The 15,806-nt window shown below is 50.3% G+C and carries 13 protein-coding genes; 4 read left to right on the top strand and 9 right to left on the bottom strand.

The features are described from left to right. Window positions 1–10: 10 nt before the first annotated feature. From IC617_RS00420 to IC617_RS00405, 4 genes are read right to left on the bottom strand one after another with little or no spacing between them, the layout of a single operon-like run. The gene (locus tag IC617_RS00420; RefSeq protein ID WP_191143015.1) at window positions 11–520 is read right to left on the bottom strand and encodes a GTPase-activating protein; all 510 of its coding nucleotides are present in this window, start codon (window positions 518–520) and stop codon (window positions 11–13) included. A 39-nt stretch (window positions 521–559) separates the two neighbouring features. After that, window positions 560–1,216, bottom strand: coding sequence for a class I SAM-dependent methyltransferase (locus tag IC617_RS00415; protein ID WP_191143014.1), 657 nt, complete (start codon window positions 1,214–1,216; stop codon window positions 560–562). A 47-nt stretch (window positions 1,217–1,263) separates the two neighbouring features. Beyond that, window positions 1,264–1,977 (bottom strand): DsbA family protein, encoded by a 714-nt coding sequence (locus tag IC617_RS00410; protein ID WP_191143013.1) that lies wholly within the window; start codon window positions 1,975–1,977, stop codon window positions 1,264–1,266. Beyond that, window positions 1,964–2,578 carry a c-type cytochrome gene (locus IC617_RS00405; RefSeq protein ID WP_191143012.1) on the bottom strand — a complete coding sequence of 205 codons (615 nt, stop codon included), beginning with the start codon at window positions 2,576–2,578 and terminating at the stop codon, window positions 1,964–1,966. The genes IC617_RS00410 and IC617_RS00405 overlap by 14 nt, the downstream gene beginning before the upstream one ends. Window positions 2,579–2,723: 145 nt before the next feature. On the opposite strand from IC617_RS00405, the gene yihA reads away from it, so the two are divergent. Continuing rightward, on the top strand, window positions 2,724–3,365 hold the full coding sequence (gene yihA, locus IC617_RS00400) for a ribosome biogenesis GTP-binding protein YihA/YsxC (protein ID WP_369410341.1): 642 nt from the start codon (window positions 2,724–2,726) through the stop codon (window positions 3,363–3,365). A gap of 2 nt (window positions 3,366–3,367) precedes the next feature. After that, complete coding sequence (gene gloA2, locus IC617_RS00395) at window positions 3,368–3,757, top strand: SMU1112c/YaeR family gloxylase I-like metalloprotein (protein WP_191143010.1); 390 nt, start codon at window positions 3,368–3,370, stop codon at window positions 3,755–3,757. Window positions 3,758–4,396: 639 nt separating this feature from the next. Here the strand turns inward: gloA2 and polA are convergent. Then, window positions 4,397–7,144, bottom strand: a complete 2,748-nt coding sequence (polA, locus tag IC617_RS00390; protein ID WP_191143009.1) for a DNA polymerase I — start codon at window positions 7,142–7,144, stop codon at window positions 4,397–4,399. Between the two features lie 628 nt (window positions 7,145–7,772). After that, on the bottom strand, window positions 7,773–8,651 hold the full coding sequence (gene purU, locus IC617_RS00385; RefSeq protein WP_191143008.1) for a formyltetrahydrofolate deformylase: 879 nt from the start codon (window positions 8,649–8,651) through the stop codon (window positions 7,773–7,775). A gap of 324 nt (window positions 8,652–8,975) precedes the next feature. Here purU and IC617_RS00380 point away from each other — a divergent pair, with 324 nt between their 5' ends. Further along, the gene (locus IC617_RS00380; RefSeq protein WP_191143007.1) at window positions 8,976–9,200 is read left to right on the top strand and encodes a hypothetical protein; all 225 of its coding nucleotides are present in this window, start codon (window positions 8,976–8,978) and stop codon (window positions 9,198–9,200) included. A 73-nt stretch (window positions 9,201–9,273) separates the two neighbouring features. Here IC617_RS00380 and tpiA read toward each other — a convergent pair whose 3' ends face one another. After that, window positions 9,274–10,029 carry a triose-phosphate isomerase gene (gene tpiA, locus IC617_RS00375; RefSeq protein ID WP_191143006.1) on the bottom strand — a complete coding sequence of 252 codons (756 nt, stop codon included), beginning with the start codon at window positions 10,027–10,029 and terminating at the stop codon, window positions 9,274–9,276. A 236-nt stretch (window positions 10,030–10,265) separates the two neighbouring features. Between tpiA and IC617_RS00370 the strand changes: the two genes are divergently transcribed. Continuing rightward, on the top strand, window positions 10,266–12,455 hold the full coding sequence (locus tag IC617_RS00370; protein ID WP_191143005.1) for a cation:dicarboxylate symporter family transporter: 2,190 nt from the start codon (window positions 10,266–10,268) through the stop codon (window positions 12,453–12,455). Here IC617_RS00370 and IC617_RS19015 read toward each other — a convergent pair. Both IC617_RS19015 and purD read right to left on the bottom strand, forming a co-directional pair. Further along, window positions 12,452–14,389, bottom strand: coding sequence for a diguanylate cyclase domain-containing protein (locus tag IC617_RS19015; RefSeq protein WP_191143004.1), 1,938 nt, complete (start codon window positions 14,387–14,389; stop codon window positions 12,452–12,454). The genes IC617_RS00370 and IC617_RS19015 overlap by 4 nt on opposite strands. Before the next feature lie 121 nt (window positions 14,390–14,510). After that, entirely contained in the window at window positions 14,511–15,803 is a 1,293-nt protein-coding gene (purD, locus tag IC617_RS00360; protein WP_191143003.1) for a phosphoribosylamine--glycine ligase, read from the bottom strand. Window positions 15,804–15,806: the final 3 nt, after the last annotated feature.

Genomic DNA, 15,806 nt, shown 5'->3' with positions numbered 1-15,806 from the left:
TTCCTTTACCCTATGACCACTCGTCTTTTAACGACTTACCTTGCTCAGACAGATCATCCCAATCATCATCATCGCCATCTGGATCGAGTTGCTCGAGCAACCAGTCGTAACGCTCTAGCTTCTGGTTAAAGTCATCTTGCTGTTCGGTCGGCAGCACACCGCCTTGCTCTAGAGTATCGAGCTGCGCCATAAAGCTGGCATCTTGCTCAAAAGCTTGCAGTGCTGCCAACATGGCTTTTTCAGATGTCGGCGGCCACTGTGGCGCCGCTGTGGTTTTTTTGTTCGCCGTTGCTGGCTTAGCAACAGGAGTCAGCGAAATCGGCTTTTTGCTGCCGGTACGTTTATCACGTGCTTCGGCTTGCGCTGCTGTTCCTTGTTGTGCTGGGCCTGAGTGGCGCGAGCCGGACGCCTTGCCCTTACCTGCCTTCTTGCTGCTACTGGGGTTGACCGACTCGCCTTGGCGTTGTTTCTTGGCTGCGGCTAATGGGCCGCCGGTGCGGATTTTCTTTTTACGGGTCATTTCAGATCCTGACGATTGCAGTTATCGATCGATTGGTCATTAATCTTTCGGTGTTTGAAAAAGCATGACATCTGAATCGATAAATTCCAGTGTCAAATGGTCTCGCTGTGCGAGGTATTCAAAAGTGGCGCGGCTGAAAAAGCTGACATGAGTTGGATCCAGCTTGTAATGCCACTGACTAAAGCGTTGCTGATTGACCACTAATTTGGTCATGATGGCTAGGTAACCACCCGGGCGCACCAGCTTCAGCAAGGTTTGCCATTCTTGATGGGGGTAGTGAAAATGCTCAATGGCTTCGGTACAGGTCACAAAGTCATATTGCCTGCTCAGTGGCGTCTGATCCGGTGCAAAAATCGGATCGTAAGTCGCCATCGAGTGACCCTGCTCGGTAAACATGGCTGCCAATGCGGGGCCCGGTCCACAGCCAAAATCCAGCCCATTTGACTGAGCGTTAATCTGCTCCAATAGCGGCTCAGCGGTGCGATTTAAAAAGCGCCGGTAGCCGGGGTCATCAACATCGTTTTGGTGACAATCGTACACTGCTTTTTCGGCGCTGAGTGGCGGCAAGCTCGCACGGTCAACAAACACTAACTGGCAGCGTCGGCATTGAAAATAGTCGCGCGCCTTATCTTGATGATAATGGTCAATGGCCTGATTTAGGCACAACGGGCAGATATGGTTATCGGAGCAAGACATGGTAAAGAGGTACTGACGTTAAAGTGCGGTTCGCAGTGACGAATGAGCTATTGAGCCGAGACGGGTTCAGGTTGCGCGAGCAGATCTTCATCAGTCCATTCGAAGCCGGCTTCTTCACGATGCTGGCGAAGCACCGCCAGTAAGTATTGGGTGACGCCGATAAATTCCTCAACCGATTGCACCATACCGGCATCAACCAAGTATTGATTGCCGATCACCACGGTAGGTACGCCACGGATCTGCAAGTGTTGCTGCTTGGTCAAGTTGGCGTCGATTTGTTGATTGAGTAGCGGTGACATTAGTTGCTGCTCAGCAACATTGACATCAACGCCGCGTTCAACAAACCAAGCGATGAGGCTGTCGATATCACTTAACCCTTGCGGATCATCGATAAGCTGTTGGCGCAGTTGGCTGATCAGTTGGTCGGCCTGCGGTTGTTGTTCGGCGAGGTAAAATGCCTTGGCATGAAAATACCAGTGGGGACGCAACTGGGCCGGGATGTGGCGCCATTCGGTATCAGCACTTTGCAGTTGAGTAAGGCGTTGCTCAAACAGCTGGCAGCTGGCACAACCAAACCAAAACCAATAATCAATCGCTATGGTGGCGCCTTGACCAACTTGGCCATTACCGATTTGGCGGTAATGGGTGCCCGCTTGGTAAGACTCTGCCGACACAGTCGGCGTGCCAACCAGCAAGCACAATACAATAACCAAAGGCGACCAAATGCCGCCTTTTGATATCAAGCGATTAATGTAAGCCACCTAAGTATTTCGCCAATGCGTCAATTTCGGCATCGGTTAGTTTGGCCGCAACATCTTGCATCATGCCATTGAGGTCGTTGTTACGAGAGCCGTCTCGGAACATTTCCAATTGCTTTTTGATGTAATCAGCATTCTGGCCTGAAATCTTTGGAAAGCCTGATAGCTCCTGACCGTTGCCGCGAGGACCGTGGCAAGCTACACAAGCAGCGATTTTACGCTCGATGTCGCCACCAATGTATAGCGGTTTGGCTACTTCAATAACACTTTCTGGTGTCGTGCCCGTTTTCGCTGGCATTGCTTCGTAGTGATCCGAAAGCGCGACAATCATTTCTTCACTGAGGCCCATTGCCATGCCACCCATTACTGGGTCAACACGACCGGTACCGCCAGTCATGGCCGCTTTGAATTCACGTAATTGCTTGGCCAAGTATTTACTGTTCTGACCAGCAAGGTTTGGATAAATATCCATGGTTGCGTGGCCATTCTGGCCGTGGCAAGCGCTACATGTGAGGGCTGTTTGCTCCAGCGCTGCTTGATCTACTGCCTGTACAGAGGTGGAGGCGAGTAAACCCATAACGCAAGCTAAGATGACATTTTTCATTTATTACCTGTTGTTATAGTTTGTTTCGTCTGACGCAAACGCCGCCCGTTAAAGGGACGTGATACAATTGCTACCACACAGCGCTGACTCGCGCGATATTGTACACCAAATTATCAAAAAGTAACCCAATGGCCGGAGGATGATCGTGTCAGATCAACAGCTTTTGTTCCAAAACACCCGCTTTACCACCAGCGCGCCAGATATTCGCCACATGCCAGCGGATGAAGGAATTGAAATTGCTTTTGCTGGTCGCTCCAATGCGGGCAAATCGAGTGCGCTGAATGCCCTAACTCGACAAAAGCGCTTAGCAAAAACCAGTTCAACTCCCGGCAGAACGCAATTGATCAATGTGTTTAACGTGACCGAAGAGGTCCGATTGATTGATTTGCCCGGCTACGGTTTTGCCAAAGTACCGATTGCGGTGCGTAATAAATGGCAGCGCGCGCTTGGCGAATATTTGCAAAAACGCCAGTGCCTGAAAGGCTTGGTGGTATTGATGGATATTCGACATCCGCTAAAAGATTTAGACCAGCAAATGGTGGGGTGGGCAGTCGATAGTGGCTTGCAAGTGCTGGTCACGCTTACCAAAGCCGATAAGCTGAGCCAGTCAGAGCGCAGCAAAATGCTGAAAAAGGTCCGTGAAGCTTGTTTATTCTACGGTGATCAGGTCGAAGTGATTACCTTCTCGGCATTGCGAAAATTCGGTTTGGAGCAAATGGAAGCGACGGTTAATCGCTGGTGCCTAGAGCAAACCGAGGACTATGACGACAGCGAAGAGGCGCAATAACCTTGCTTCAAGGCATTCATCATACCGCCATCATTTGTAGTGATTACCAACGGTCGCGGGCATTCTACGTCGAGCTATTGGGCCTGAAGGTGGTGGCGGAGAATTACCGCGCAGAGCGTGATAGTTGGAAGTTGGATCTGGCATTGCCGGATGGCTGTCAGATTGAATTGTTTTCTTTCCCAGAGCCGCCTGCAAGACCGAGTCGACCAGAAGCTTGTGGATTGCGCCATCTGGCGTTTAGGGTCGACGATTTGGATGATGCGATTGCTCATTTGCATCATGCTGACATTGCTGTTGAGCCAGTCCGTGTCGATCCATTCACCAACAAGCGCTTTACTTTCTTTGCCGATCCGGATGGCTTGCCGTTGGAGCTATACGAAATTCAGCCATAAAAAAACCCCGCGTTGGCTAGACGCAGGGTTCCAATAAGGGGGGATTGGACAAAGCACTTTTTGCTTGCATAAGTTCAGACCCGCCGCCGAATTAAAAGTTCAAATAAAGTTCAGAAATATTTTTTACCGATCGCATGGACTGAATGTTCGAGCGGGGTAACTTACCGAATCGGCGTTATAAAGTTACGGTAACGTCGAAAAGTAACCGTTTTCTTGAAAGGAGTTGAGCGATTGGAGCTGAGTTTGATATTTACTACGGGACGTGCAAAAAAAACGCCTCAGCTGCGAACAGCTGAGGCGGCATATATAAGCCTATTCAATTACGTGAACTAAAAGGTCTGAAAGATAGAACATCTTACCTCTGTACCCTACGCGATTGACTATACACACTCGTTCTGGCCGGTGAAAGCAGCTTTCGTAATAAAGTTACCAAAACTGAAGGTGACTTGACCTTGAACAAGAATGTTGGACAAAAAAAAGCCGATCTTCATGATCGGCTAGAAAAAACACACTTTGCGAAACACAACCACTAACTGTTGTATGCAGCGTTCACACAAGATTAGACAGGTGTTTCGGCAAAAGTTCCGAGAAAAATTCATTTCTCTAAATAAAATTTTTAACTCGCTGTTTTTGTTATATTTAATGAGCCTGTTGCCAGTTGTCTCCGGCGCCAGCTTCAACCAGCAATGGCACATCGAGTGACGCGGCCGACTCCATGAGTTGGCACAACTGCGCTTGAGTTTCCGCTAATTTTCCTTCTGGCACCTCAAAGACCAATTCATCGTGGACTTGCATGATCATCTTGATGTCTTGGTTTTCAGGCTGTTGTAACCATTGATAAACCTTGAGCATGGCCAGTTTGATGATATCTGCTGCAGTGCCTTGCATTGGCGCATTAATCGCGGCACGCTCGGCTGCCTTTTTACGCGCGGCGTTGCGGGCTTTGATGTCGGGCAAATGTAGGCGGCGACCAAATAAGGTTTCGACATAGCCATCTTCGCTGGCTTGCGCCCGAGTCCGCTCCATGTAGTCCAGCACACCGGGATAGCGCTCAAAATAAGTATCCATGTATTGTTGAGCTTGCGGGCGACCGATGTTTAGTTGGCGGGATAAGCCAAATGCCGACATGCCGTAAATCAGACCAAAGTTAATTGCCTTGGCGCTGCGGCGCTGATCATCTGTTACCGCGTCAACATCGACACCGAATACTTCCGCTGCGGTGGCTCGGTGTACGTCGAGGCCTTTCGCAAAAGCGTTGAGTAAGCCTTTGTCGCCCGATAAGTGGGCCATGATGCGCAATTCGATTTGCGAGTAATCCGCGGCAACCAGTTTGGTGCCCTGTGGCGCAATAAAGGCCTGACGCACGCGCTGACCTTCGGCGGTACGAATCGGAATGTTTTGTAAATTTGGATCGGAAGATGACAACCGACCCGTAGCGGTGACGGCCTGGTGGTAGGACGTATGCACTCGCCCTGTGGTGGCATTAATCATCCGCGGCAGCTTATCGGTATAGGTGCTCTTGAGCTTGCTTAAACCACGGTGTTCGAGGATCAGCTTAGGTAATGGATAATCCAACGCTAGCTCTTGCAGCACTTCTTCGGCCGTTGACGGTGCGCCTTTCGGGGTCTTCTTCAAGATTGGCAGCTTCATCTGATCAAACAAAATTGCTTGCAGCTGCTTTGGTGACGACAAGTTAAACTCGCTACCGGCCAGTTCATACGCTTCACTTTGCAACTGCTCAAGGCGCATTGCTAATTCGGTGCTTTGCTGGCTGAGTAACATGTCATCGATTAATACACCGTTGCGCTCAATCGCCGATAATACCGGCACTAATGGCAACTCTATATCTTGATAAACCGAGTGTAGCGATTGCTCTGCTTGAAGTTTGTCGCTCAGTGTCTGATGCAGTTGCAGCGTGATGTCGGCATCTTCGGCGGCGTAAGGGCCAGCCTGATCCAGATGGATCTGATTAAAGGTCAGTTGTTTGGCGCCCTTGCCGGCAACATCTTCAAAGCTAATGGCATTGTGACCCAAATATTTTAACGCCAAACTGTCCATGTCGTGGCGTGAGCCAACCGAGCTGTAGGCATAGGATTGCAGCATGGTGTCGTGCAGCGGGCCTCTAAAGGTCACGCCGTATTTCGCCAATACACTGATGTCATATTTGAGATTCTGGCCGATTTTGCTGTGCTTGTCGCTGCTCAAAAGAGGCTGCAGATCGGCCAACACTCGATCGCGGTCGAGTTGCTCGGGGGCGTCCATGTAGTCGTGAGCCAATGGCACATACACAGCTTGGCCGGGCTCGATTGCCAGTGAGATCCCCACCAATTCGGCAGCCATGTAGTCGACCGAGGTGGTTTCAGTATCAATTGCAAATGCTGACGAAGCTTCCAGCTTGGCAAGGTATTTTTGCCATTCGGACTCGTTCAGAATGACTTTGTATTGGCTGGTATCAATGCCTTGTGGCGTCACTTCGGCTGCGTCTTGGTCACTGCTCGAGGCGCTGTTTGCCGACTCTGAAGCGGATAGCACTTCTTTTAACCAGCGGCGAAACTCCAACTGACCATATAAATCGGCCAACTTATCGTTATCGGCAGGTTGCACTTGCAGCTCTGCCGGTGCGTGTTGTGGCTCTAGTTCAACATCTAATTTGATGGTGGCGAGCTGGTAGGACAGCGGCAGGTGGTCAATTGCTGCCCGCAGTTTCTCGCCGATTTTGCCTTTCACCGCATCGGCATTGTCGATCACGCCCTGCATCGAGCCATAAAGGTTTAGCCATTTCACCGCCGTCTTCGGGCCACAGCCGGAAACGCCGGGAATGTTGTCCACTTGGTCGCCCATCAAGGCTAAGTAATCGATAATTAGTTCGGCGCCAACACCAAACTTCTCTACCACTTCCTCAGGGCCGGTAATGGTGTTGTTCATGGTATTGATGAGCGTCACGTCATCATTGACCAACTGGGCTAAATCTTTATCGCCGGTGCTGATCAACGTATGTAATCCAGCCGCTTTTGCCTGAACCGCCAGCGTACCGATGACATCGTCCGCCTCGACCCCAGGAATCGCAATCAGTGGCAACCCCATGGCGCGAATGACGTCATACAAGGGCTCTACTTGACTGCGCAAATCATCGGGCATCGGCGGCCGCTGCGCTTTGTATTCGGGATACATTTCATCGCGGAAGGTTGGCCCCTTGGCATCAAAGACCACGGCCATATGAGTTGGCTGATATTGATTAATCAGACTGCGCAGCATGTTGACTACGCCATAAACGGCGCCGGTCGCTTCGCCTTTGGAATTGGTTAGATGCGGTGGCGCGTGGTAGGCACGGTAGAGATATGAGGAGCCATCAACCAAGATCAGCGGTTGCTGCGGGACATTAGTCATAGTCTTTTAGTTGTTCAGAATAGGGGGCATTAGGATGCCACAAATTGATTTACCAACGCCAACATTGCTGCGGCTGAGTTGCGCTCTTCAGTGGTGCAATAATATTCAATCATTCGCACTCGCAAAGATTCCTTCATTGACCATGATTTGGTGATGGTTTTGATTCGATTAGAGTAATTATTTCAAACGAAAAAAAGGCTTGCAAAAAGTTGATTTTTAGCGTGTGGGTATCTGCGGTCGTCTGTGGATAACTCTGTTGAGAAATTTCGGGCACGCATTGAGATCCCTGAGGCATTTTGCCAAAGAGATTGTAACTGATTGAATAAATGCATTTTTGTTGTCTATTTGAGTGCTGATAATGATACTCAAATAAACATCGAGGCTGTGTACAACTTTGTAGAGTGATGCGGGGAACGAACGACTGCTTCCGTGCTGCTCTTGCTTAGTCTCAAAATGCTGGTTGGGAAATATAACAGAGCAACAAGTTTTTTACATGGGCTATTTTCAGCGAAGATCAAAAACGTGCGCTTGCTCCAAATTGGCTATTAAATGTCCGTTCTGATTAAAAGTTGGGCACGAATTTTGTGCCCTTTTTGGAAAGCCCGACTCGCCCTACTGCAACACGGTTTTAGCTGCCAAAGACCACGGTTCGGTTGCCATAAACCAGCACCTGGTGGTTGAAGTGGCGCCAAATCGCCCGCGATAGCACAACCTTTTCGACATCGCGGCCTTTGCGCACCAGATCTTCGACTTCATCGGTATGGCGAACATGCTCGACGTCCTGTTCGATAATGGGCCCAGCATCGAGTTCTGCGGTGACATAGTGGCTGGTTGCGCCGATGATTTTGACGCCGCGCTCATAGGCCGAATGGTAAGGCCGAGCACCGGGGAATGCCGGTAAGAAGCTGTGGTGAATGTTAATGATGCGATTCGGGTAAGACTTGATGAACTCATCAGACAAAATCTGCATGTATCGGGCCAGCACCACAAAATCAATTTGGTATTGCTCAAGCAATTGCTGTTGCTGTTGTTCCGCTTCGACCTTGTTGTCTTTCGTGACCGGAATATGGACGTAATCAATGCCTAGGCTGGTCACCGCTTGCTCTAAGTCTGGGTGGTTGCTGATCACCAGTGGTATTTCAATATCCCACTCGTGAGACTGGTAACGGGCAAGAATATCGAACAGACAATGCTCGTGCTTGGAAACGAACACCGCCATGCGCGGTTTACAATCTGAGAAGTAAAGCTGCCACTCCATTTGATGGGGGATTGCTAGCGCCTTGTTAAAGGCATCGGCCAGCGACTCGCGGGGAATGACAAAATCAGTGAGATCCCATGCCACACGCATGAAAAAGCGCCCTTCGGTTCGATCGACATGCTGCTCCAAATCGACCACGTTGCCACCATTGGTGTAGATAAACTGGGTGACGGTGTTCACCAATCCTTTTTGATCGGGGCAAGAAATCAGCAAGATTGCTGATACTGGCGCTGCTCCTTGTACTGCCATGTGACTCAAATCTCAGTGTTGAATAGGGCGCTCAGTATTAACCACACGAAAGTTGGGATCAACTATTAAGCAACTGCTAGGGCCTGTTTCGCCCTCCATTAAGGCAATTTTGCATCGATTGGTTCACTGCCTAAACAATGACCGCTGGGTAAAATCACAAATCAATGGGTTAGCGTCAAAGGGGCAAAATCAGTGGTCGGTAAGCAAAAAAAGATCGTATCTGATTTCAGGCAATTACCAACTATCTGCTGATTGACCACCAACAACTGCTGATGAGTCAACTAAACTCAATACTTAGTGGGATGAAAGAAAGGAGAGGATCTGATGACGCGGAGCATTCGCACTCGTTTTACCGCAGAAGAAGCTTTGTACTACTTAAGAGCACGTCCTCAGTTTAGTGACATGAGCGATCAGTGCCTGAGTTCGGCCATTGAATCTTATGCCTCTGGAACGAGCAAGGAGCACCTTACCCTCATCAACTTAGGCACCATCGAGCGAGCATTATCGGGTGATGATCTGGCCTTAGAGTTGGAAGCGGTAAGTTCTTAAAAACTTAAATAAACAATGCGATAAAAAAAGCAGGCCATTGCAAGGCCTGCTTTTTTTTGGGCTGCAATGGCAATTAGCCAGCAGCTTTGATGATTGCGCTGAATTCTTCAACGATTAGCGCAGCACCGCCAACGAGGGCGCCGTCGATGTCGGCTTGAGCAAACAGCTCTTCAGCGTTGGCTGCTTTCACGCTGCCACCGTACAGGATTTGCACGCCAGCGGCGACTTCAGCAGATTTCTCAGCAATCAACTGGCGAATGAAGGCGTGTACTTCTTGCGCCATTTCTTTGGTTGCAGCTTTGCCGGTGCCGATGGCCCAAACTGGCTCATAGGCGATGACTGCTTTTTTCAGGGTTTCAACACCCAGATCTTCCAGTACAGGCGTCAATTGAGTGCGGATCACGTCATTGGTACGGCCGCTTTCACGCTCTTCCAGAGTCTCACCAATGCACAATACTGGGATTAAGTCATGCTCTTGCAACAAGGCATATTTTTGCGCGCAGCTGGCGTCAGTTTCGCCGTGGTATTGACGACGCTCACTGTGGCCAACCAACACGTAAGTACAACCAAACTCTTTCAGCATGGTCGGTGAGGTTTCACCTGTGTACGCACCGCTGGTGTGAACGTCGTTGTTTTCCGCGCCCCAAGCGATGGCTGTATCGGTCAGCTTGCGGGCTACTTGGTCAATGAAAATGTCTGGTGCACAAACAGCAACATCAGCACTGTCTTTGACGGACTCTGCGGCTGGAAGAATACCGCTCAGCAATGCTTCTACTGATTCTTTGGTACCGTTGAGTTTCCAGTTACCCATCACTAAAGGGCGTGGCATAAGCAAATCTCCTGAATTGGATTCTTGTGGGTTTTTCTTGGGGTTTGAATTTAAGTGGCACAAAGGATAGACGTGGTGCCGCCTCGGAGCAACCCAAAAGCTTAGCAGAGCCGAGCTGGTTTGACATGTATCAATCCCGTTTGCGCCGATCCCGTGAATAAAGCAGTGAACAACAGAAATAGCGCGCGTGATTGCTGTATTATTAACGCCAGTTTGTATTAATTGTTTAGTTTGGCATGCGTTCTCGAATCTTTCATTTGTCGTCGTCTCAGTGGATTCTTATCGGCCTGATCGCTGGGCTTGGTGTCGGTTTATTTTTTGGTGAGAAAGTCGGCTGGATGAACGTGGTGGGTGAAGCGGTCATTATGCTAATGCAGATGACCATTATTCCCTACATTCTGGTGTCACTCATCGGTGGCTTTGGCTCGCTGACTAAAGAGCACGCAAAGCTCCTCGCCAACAAAGCCGGCATGGTGCTGTTGTTGCTATGGGGCACCGCGCTGCTGACTATTTTTGCCATGTCGATGGCATTTCCGGCAATCGCCAAAGCGTCATTTTTCTCGACCTCGGTGATCACCTCATCGCCGCCACCTGATCTGCTCAATATTTATATTCCCGCCAACCCGTTCAAGTCATTAGCCGATGGCTCTATTCCGGCTGTGGTGGTATTTGCCATTGCCCTTGGCGTGGCATTTATTCGCACCGAAGATAAAACCGACGTATTGAACCTGTGTAAGGTCACCGGCAAGGGGCTCAACATCGTCACCAGCTATGCCTTAAAAACCATGCCGGTGGGCATTTTTGCTATTACCGCTTCTGCTGCTGGCACCATGACGGTGGCAGAGCTGAATAATTTGCAGGTGTTCTTACTGAGCTTTATCGCGGTCGGCCTGCTGCTGGCGTACATCATCTTACCGGCATTGATCGCCTGCTTTACGCCGTTTACCTGGCGTGAAGTGGAGCAAGTGAGCCGCGATGCGCTGGTCACGGCATTTGTTACCGCCAACGTGTTGATTGTACTGCCGGTGATTGAACAAGGCTGTAAAGATCTTTACCGCAAACACCAATTGGAAAATCAGCAGACCGATCAGATGGTTGATGTACTGATCCCGATTGCCTTTAGCTTCCCGAACGCAGGCAAGTTAATGGTGATTCTGTTCGTGGTGTTTTCAGGTTGGTTTGTTGGCTCCCCCATCGATGCGCTGGACATGCCGCAACTCGGCGTGACTGGTCTACTCAGCCTGTTTGGCGCGGTCAATGTCGCAGTGCCGTTTTTGCTCGACTTAATGCGCTTACCGGCCGACATGTATCAATTATTCTTGGTTGGTACCGTGGTGACATCGCGCATGATGTCGATTGTGGCGGTGGTCCATTTGGTGGCGTTTGTGTTGCTATCGCTGTGCTTGATCCAACGCCAATGGAAGCCGGTTGGCGGCGGCGCGTTGCGCTTTGCGATTATTTTTGTGCTCGGTGCGGCGGCGTTTATCTTATCGATGCGAGGATTGTCGACTTGGCTGTTGAATGTTGATCAGGTCACCAACCCCCTGATTGAAATGAAGCGGGTGGGCCGCGTGCCCGAGCAAGTCTATGCCGACCTGCCAAAAACGTACGACGGTGGTCAGTACTCGCTGACCAATGTCGAACAAATCAAGCGCCGTGGCGTACTTCGTATCGGTTATCTACCTGGTAAAGTGCCGTTTTCCTACTTCAACCGCAGTGGCGAATTGGTTGGCATTGATATCAATATTGCCAGCCAGCTTGCTTACGATCTGGGGGTTGAAGTGGAATTTATTCCCTATCATGGCGATAGCTTGAAAGTGCCGCTCGCCCAGGGCTATTTCGATATTGCCGTATCGGGCATTGAAATGGATGCCGAGACCATTGAGCAAATGCGCTTTAGCCCGCCGATTCTGACGCTCAATTTAGGCTTGGTGGTGAAAGATCATGATCGCCATGCTTACGATAGGTTGGCAAAAGAGGCCCGAGTCAGACAAGTCACCTTGGCGATTGCTCAGCATAAGCGATTGGTCAGGCTGCTGCGCGATGAGTTTCCCCATGTCAATTTCATCGAAATTGAGCATGAGCGTGATTTTTTCACCGGTAAGATTGATGCCGATGGACTGGTGATCAGTGCCGAAGAAGGGTACGCCTGGACCTTGTTTTTCCCTAGCTACAATGTGGTGGTCTCGAAAACGACGCCGCGCCAGTATCCAGTGGGCTTTGCCGTTGCTCGGCAAAACGAAGATTTACACCAGTACTTAACGAGTTGGGTGCAAATTCAAAAAGTGAACGGTTACTTTGATCAGCAATACCGCTTCTGGATCCTCGGCGAAGGCGCTGAGCCTGACACGCCTCGCTGGTCGATTTGGCGAAATGTCTTGCAGTGGGACGACGATCCGGCAGAGCAGCCGCCAAGCGACGATTAAGGTCGCTCGGTATGAATGGAGGTTTGCGGTCGATGGCGGCTTTGCTCCAGCAACTGCTGGGCTTTGGTTAATATCGACAGCAGACTTTCGTGACTTTCCAGACTGGCAGCCGTCACCGCAAAGTGAGTCAGCACCGAGGCGCTGCTGCCATCAATCTCAATACTCAAATACAGCTCGCTGCGCAGCCGGCGGGCGTGATTAATGGCGTGTTCAATATCGGCATTGGGCATCAATAAAATAAACTGAGCGGTTGCCGGGTAAGACAGTACTGCGTTATCGGGCATCAAGGCCTGGCAGCAGTTGGCACATTGCAGAATTAATTGCTCGGCTTTTTGAATGCCATGGCGCTCGATTAGCTGCGGGTATTGGCCGATTTCAAATTGGATCACCGATAATGGTTGTTGCTGTTCTTTGGCGTATTGCAGCGCTTTCTCGCCTTGACTCAGTAGGCCACGCCGGTTGAGCAAGTGGGTTAACTCATCGGTGCTGACCTGTTGTTCCAAGCGGGCGCGGTGACTTTGCTCCGATGATAGCTTCTGTTGTCCGCGGATCAGATTACGAGCCTGTTCGTTCAGAATGTTGACCATCGAGCCAATGCTATCGCCCAATTCATCCAACTCATCAATGCCCGATTCATTAGGAGCAATAAACGGATTGCCCTTGCTGGCTTGGCGGCTGCTTTGCTGAAGTTCTTTGATGGGGGCTGAGATGCGCTGCGACAGTTTGCCCGATTGGTGTTTCACTAAGATATAAAACAGCACGTAAAACAAGATCATTAGGGCAATCGCAACAATCCCTAACTCAATGGCTAGCTGATCCAGCTCATTAATTCGCAATACCACTTGGTCGGCATTGGTGATGCTGTATAAGCGCCAGCTGGTCTCGGCGATTTGCTGGCTGGCGATTAGAAATATTTCTTCATTGTGTTCAACGTAGCGGGTGTGTTCATTGTGCTTAAACATGCCACTAATGCTTTGCCGAAATGCTGAGTAGGGCAGCTGCTCAATTAGATATTCGTCGGGTTTTTCGTGGGTTTGAGTGACCACATTGGCATAGTCGTGGTGGGTCAGCTCGCGTAGATTTAACAGCTGCTGAATGCCGGATGACATGGCGATAATGCGACCGCCTTCATCAACTAAAAATGATTCGCCAGCAAATGGCAGAACCAACTGCTCAATTTCGCTGATCATCGAATCCAAGGTGATATCTAGGCCGCTGACACCTTCGAGTCGGTCTTGATGATAGATTGGGGCAATGGCCGATACCATCCAGCCCTGTCCGGCAGGGTCAAGATAGGCGGGCGTCCAGACCATTTGGCGCTCGGGGTTATGCTGATAGTCGGCTAGATAATAAAAATTGTAATTGGGAATGTGCATATCAGCGGGAAACTGAAGATGAACATCCTCAATAAATGGGTAGTAACGATTGATATTGTCGAAGCTATTAAAATAAGCCGCGTCCACCAGTTCAATTTGTTCAACTGCGGCAATAAACAGCGGATCGAAATTTTCGGTCGCTTTGGCTTTTTGCTGGGTTTCTGGGTTACTGGCAAACTGGCGAGAGACGAACACGCTGGCGCCGCCGTTATCGACGCTTTTGCGCCATACGCCATTGTCGGCTAAAGCAAATTCGGCAGGGCCATGGGGCAAGTATTGTTGACTGCTGGGGTTGGCAAAACTGCGCTGCTGTTGATCTTGAATTAACTCCAGCATCCGCCGAACTTCGTAAAAGCGGTGGTTGAGATCCTGCGCTCGCATGGCGAGATGCTCGTAGACATTTTGCGAGCGCTCAAACAGCAAGTCTTGTCGCGATTCATCGGTGATCAGCTGGTTGACGAGAAAATACATCGCCAGTAGTGCTAACTCCAGAGTCAGTACTGGAATCAGAAACAGCTTTCTAAAATGCCCGGTAATCAGCTTGTTGAGTGGGATCACGCGCAACCATTCCCTAGTCGAGTTGGTATCAATGAGAACTAAAATTTACCCTGCGTGTTTTCAACATATCACAAAAAAGCCCGTCTGCTAGGACAGGCTCTCATTTTGACCAGTTTTCGCGTTACTTGTCGGCTTGTTCGCGGGCAATAGCACGATAACCGATGTCGTTACGGAAATAGGCGGTCGGCCATTTCACTTGGTGCAGCAACTGGTAAGCTTTCGCTTGTGCTTCAGTCACGTTGGTACCGAGAGCTGTGGCACATAGCACGCGACCACCCGAGGTAACCACTTGGCCGTCTTTCATGGCGGTGCCAGCGTGGAAGACTTTGGCATCGTCTTGCGCTGGCTCTGGCAACGCGGCGATCACATCACCTTTGGGATAGCTGCCCGGATAACCGTCGGCAGCCAATACCAAGCCGACAGCTGCACGAGGATCGTACTCGGCCGTTTTGCTATCAAGTTTACCGTCAATGGCGGCCAAGCAAAGCTCAACCAAATCGGATTGCATCCGCATCATGATTGGCTGAGTTTCAGGATCGCCGAAGCGGCAGTTGTACTCGATCACTTTTGGCGTACCGTCAGCCATGATCATTAGGCCGGCGTAGAGGAAACCAGTGTATGGGTGACCTTCTGCAGCCATGCCTTCAACCGTTGGCATAATGACTTCAGCCATGATCCGATCATGAATGTCCTGAGTGACAACCGGAGCCGGCGAGTAAGCGCCCATGCCGCCAGTGTTCAAACCGGTGTCGCCATCGCCAGCACGCTTGTGATCCTGAGAGGTCGCCATTGGCAGCACATTTTTACCGTCAACCATGACAATAAAAGAGGCTTCTTCACCGTCGAGGAACTCTTCGATCACCACGCGGCTACCGGCTTCACCAAAGGCGTTGCCCGATAACATGTCTTTAATGGCTTCTTCGGCGGTTGCCAAGTCCATGGCAACAATCACACCTTTACCGGCAGCTAGGCCATCGGCTTTAATGACAATTGGTGCGCCCACTTTACGGACATAAGCCAGAGCTTCATCGGTGTCGGTAAAGTTGCCGTAATCGGCCGTTGGAATTTGGTGGCGAGCGAGAAAATCTTTGGTGAAGGCTTTCGAACCTTCCAATTGCGCAGCGGCTTCAGTGGGACCAAAGATGGCCAAGCCTTCGGCCTGAAATGCATCAACCACGCCGATCACAAGCGGGGCTTCCGGGCCAACAATGGTCAAACCAACATTGTTCGTTTTGGCGAACGCAACCAAGGCTGGGATATCGCAGCCATCAATGGCGACATTTTCTAATTTGGCTTCCAGCTCGGTGCCGGCATTTCCGGGAGCAACATAAACGGTATCGACTTGCGGAGATTGCGCCGCTTTCCAAGCCAGGGCATGTTCGCGGCCACCGCCGCCAATTACCAAAACATTCATGTT

The sequence above is a fragment of the Neiella litorisoli genome (assembly GCF_014773395.1).
GTDB classification, from domain to species: Bacteria; Pseudomonadota; Gammaproteobacteria; order Enterobacterales; family Neiellaceae; genus Neiella; species Neiella litorisoli.
This window is presented reverse-complemented; position numbering and strand designations above follow the sequence as displayed.

Bases quoted from the DNA above. Each gene is read 5' to 3' on its own strand.
- IC617_RS00420 (WP_191143015.1), bottom strand. From the start codon at position 520: ATGACCCGTAAAAAGAAAATCCGCACCGGCGGCCCATTAGCCGCAGCC.
- IC617_RS00415 (WP_191143014.1), bottom strand. From the start codon at position 1,216: ATGTCTTGCTCCGATAACCATATCTGCCCGTTGTGCCTAAATCAGGCC.
- IC617_RS00405 (WP_191143012.1), bottom strand. From the start codon at position 2,578: ATGAAAAATGTCATCTTAGCTTGCGTTATGGGTTTACTCGCCTCCACC.
- polA (WP_191143009.1), bottom strand. From the start codon at position 7,144: ATGACTAATGTCCCGCAGCAACCGCTGATCTTGGTTGATGGCTCCTCA.
- purU (WP_191143008.1), bottom strand. From the start codon at position 8,651: ATGGCAGTACAAGGAGCAGCGCCAGTATCAGCAATCTTGCTGATTTCT.
- IC617_RS00380 (WP_191143007.1), top strand. From the start codon at position 8,976: ATGACGCGGAGCATTCGCACTCGTTTTACCGCAGAAGAAGCTTTGTAC.
- tpiA (WP_191143006.1), bottom strand. From the start codon at position 10,029: ATGCCACGCCCTTTAGTGATGGGTAACTGGAAACTCAACGGTACCAAA.
- IC617_RS00370 (WP_191143005.1), top strand. From the start codon at position 10,266: ATGCGTTCTCGAATCTTTCATTTGTCGTCGTCTCAGTGGATTCTTATC.
- purD (WP_191143003.1), bottom strand. From the start codon at position 15,803: ATGAATGTTTTGGTAATTGGCGGCGGTGGCCGCGAACATGCCCTGGCT.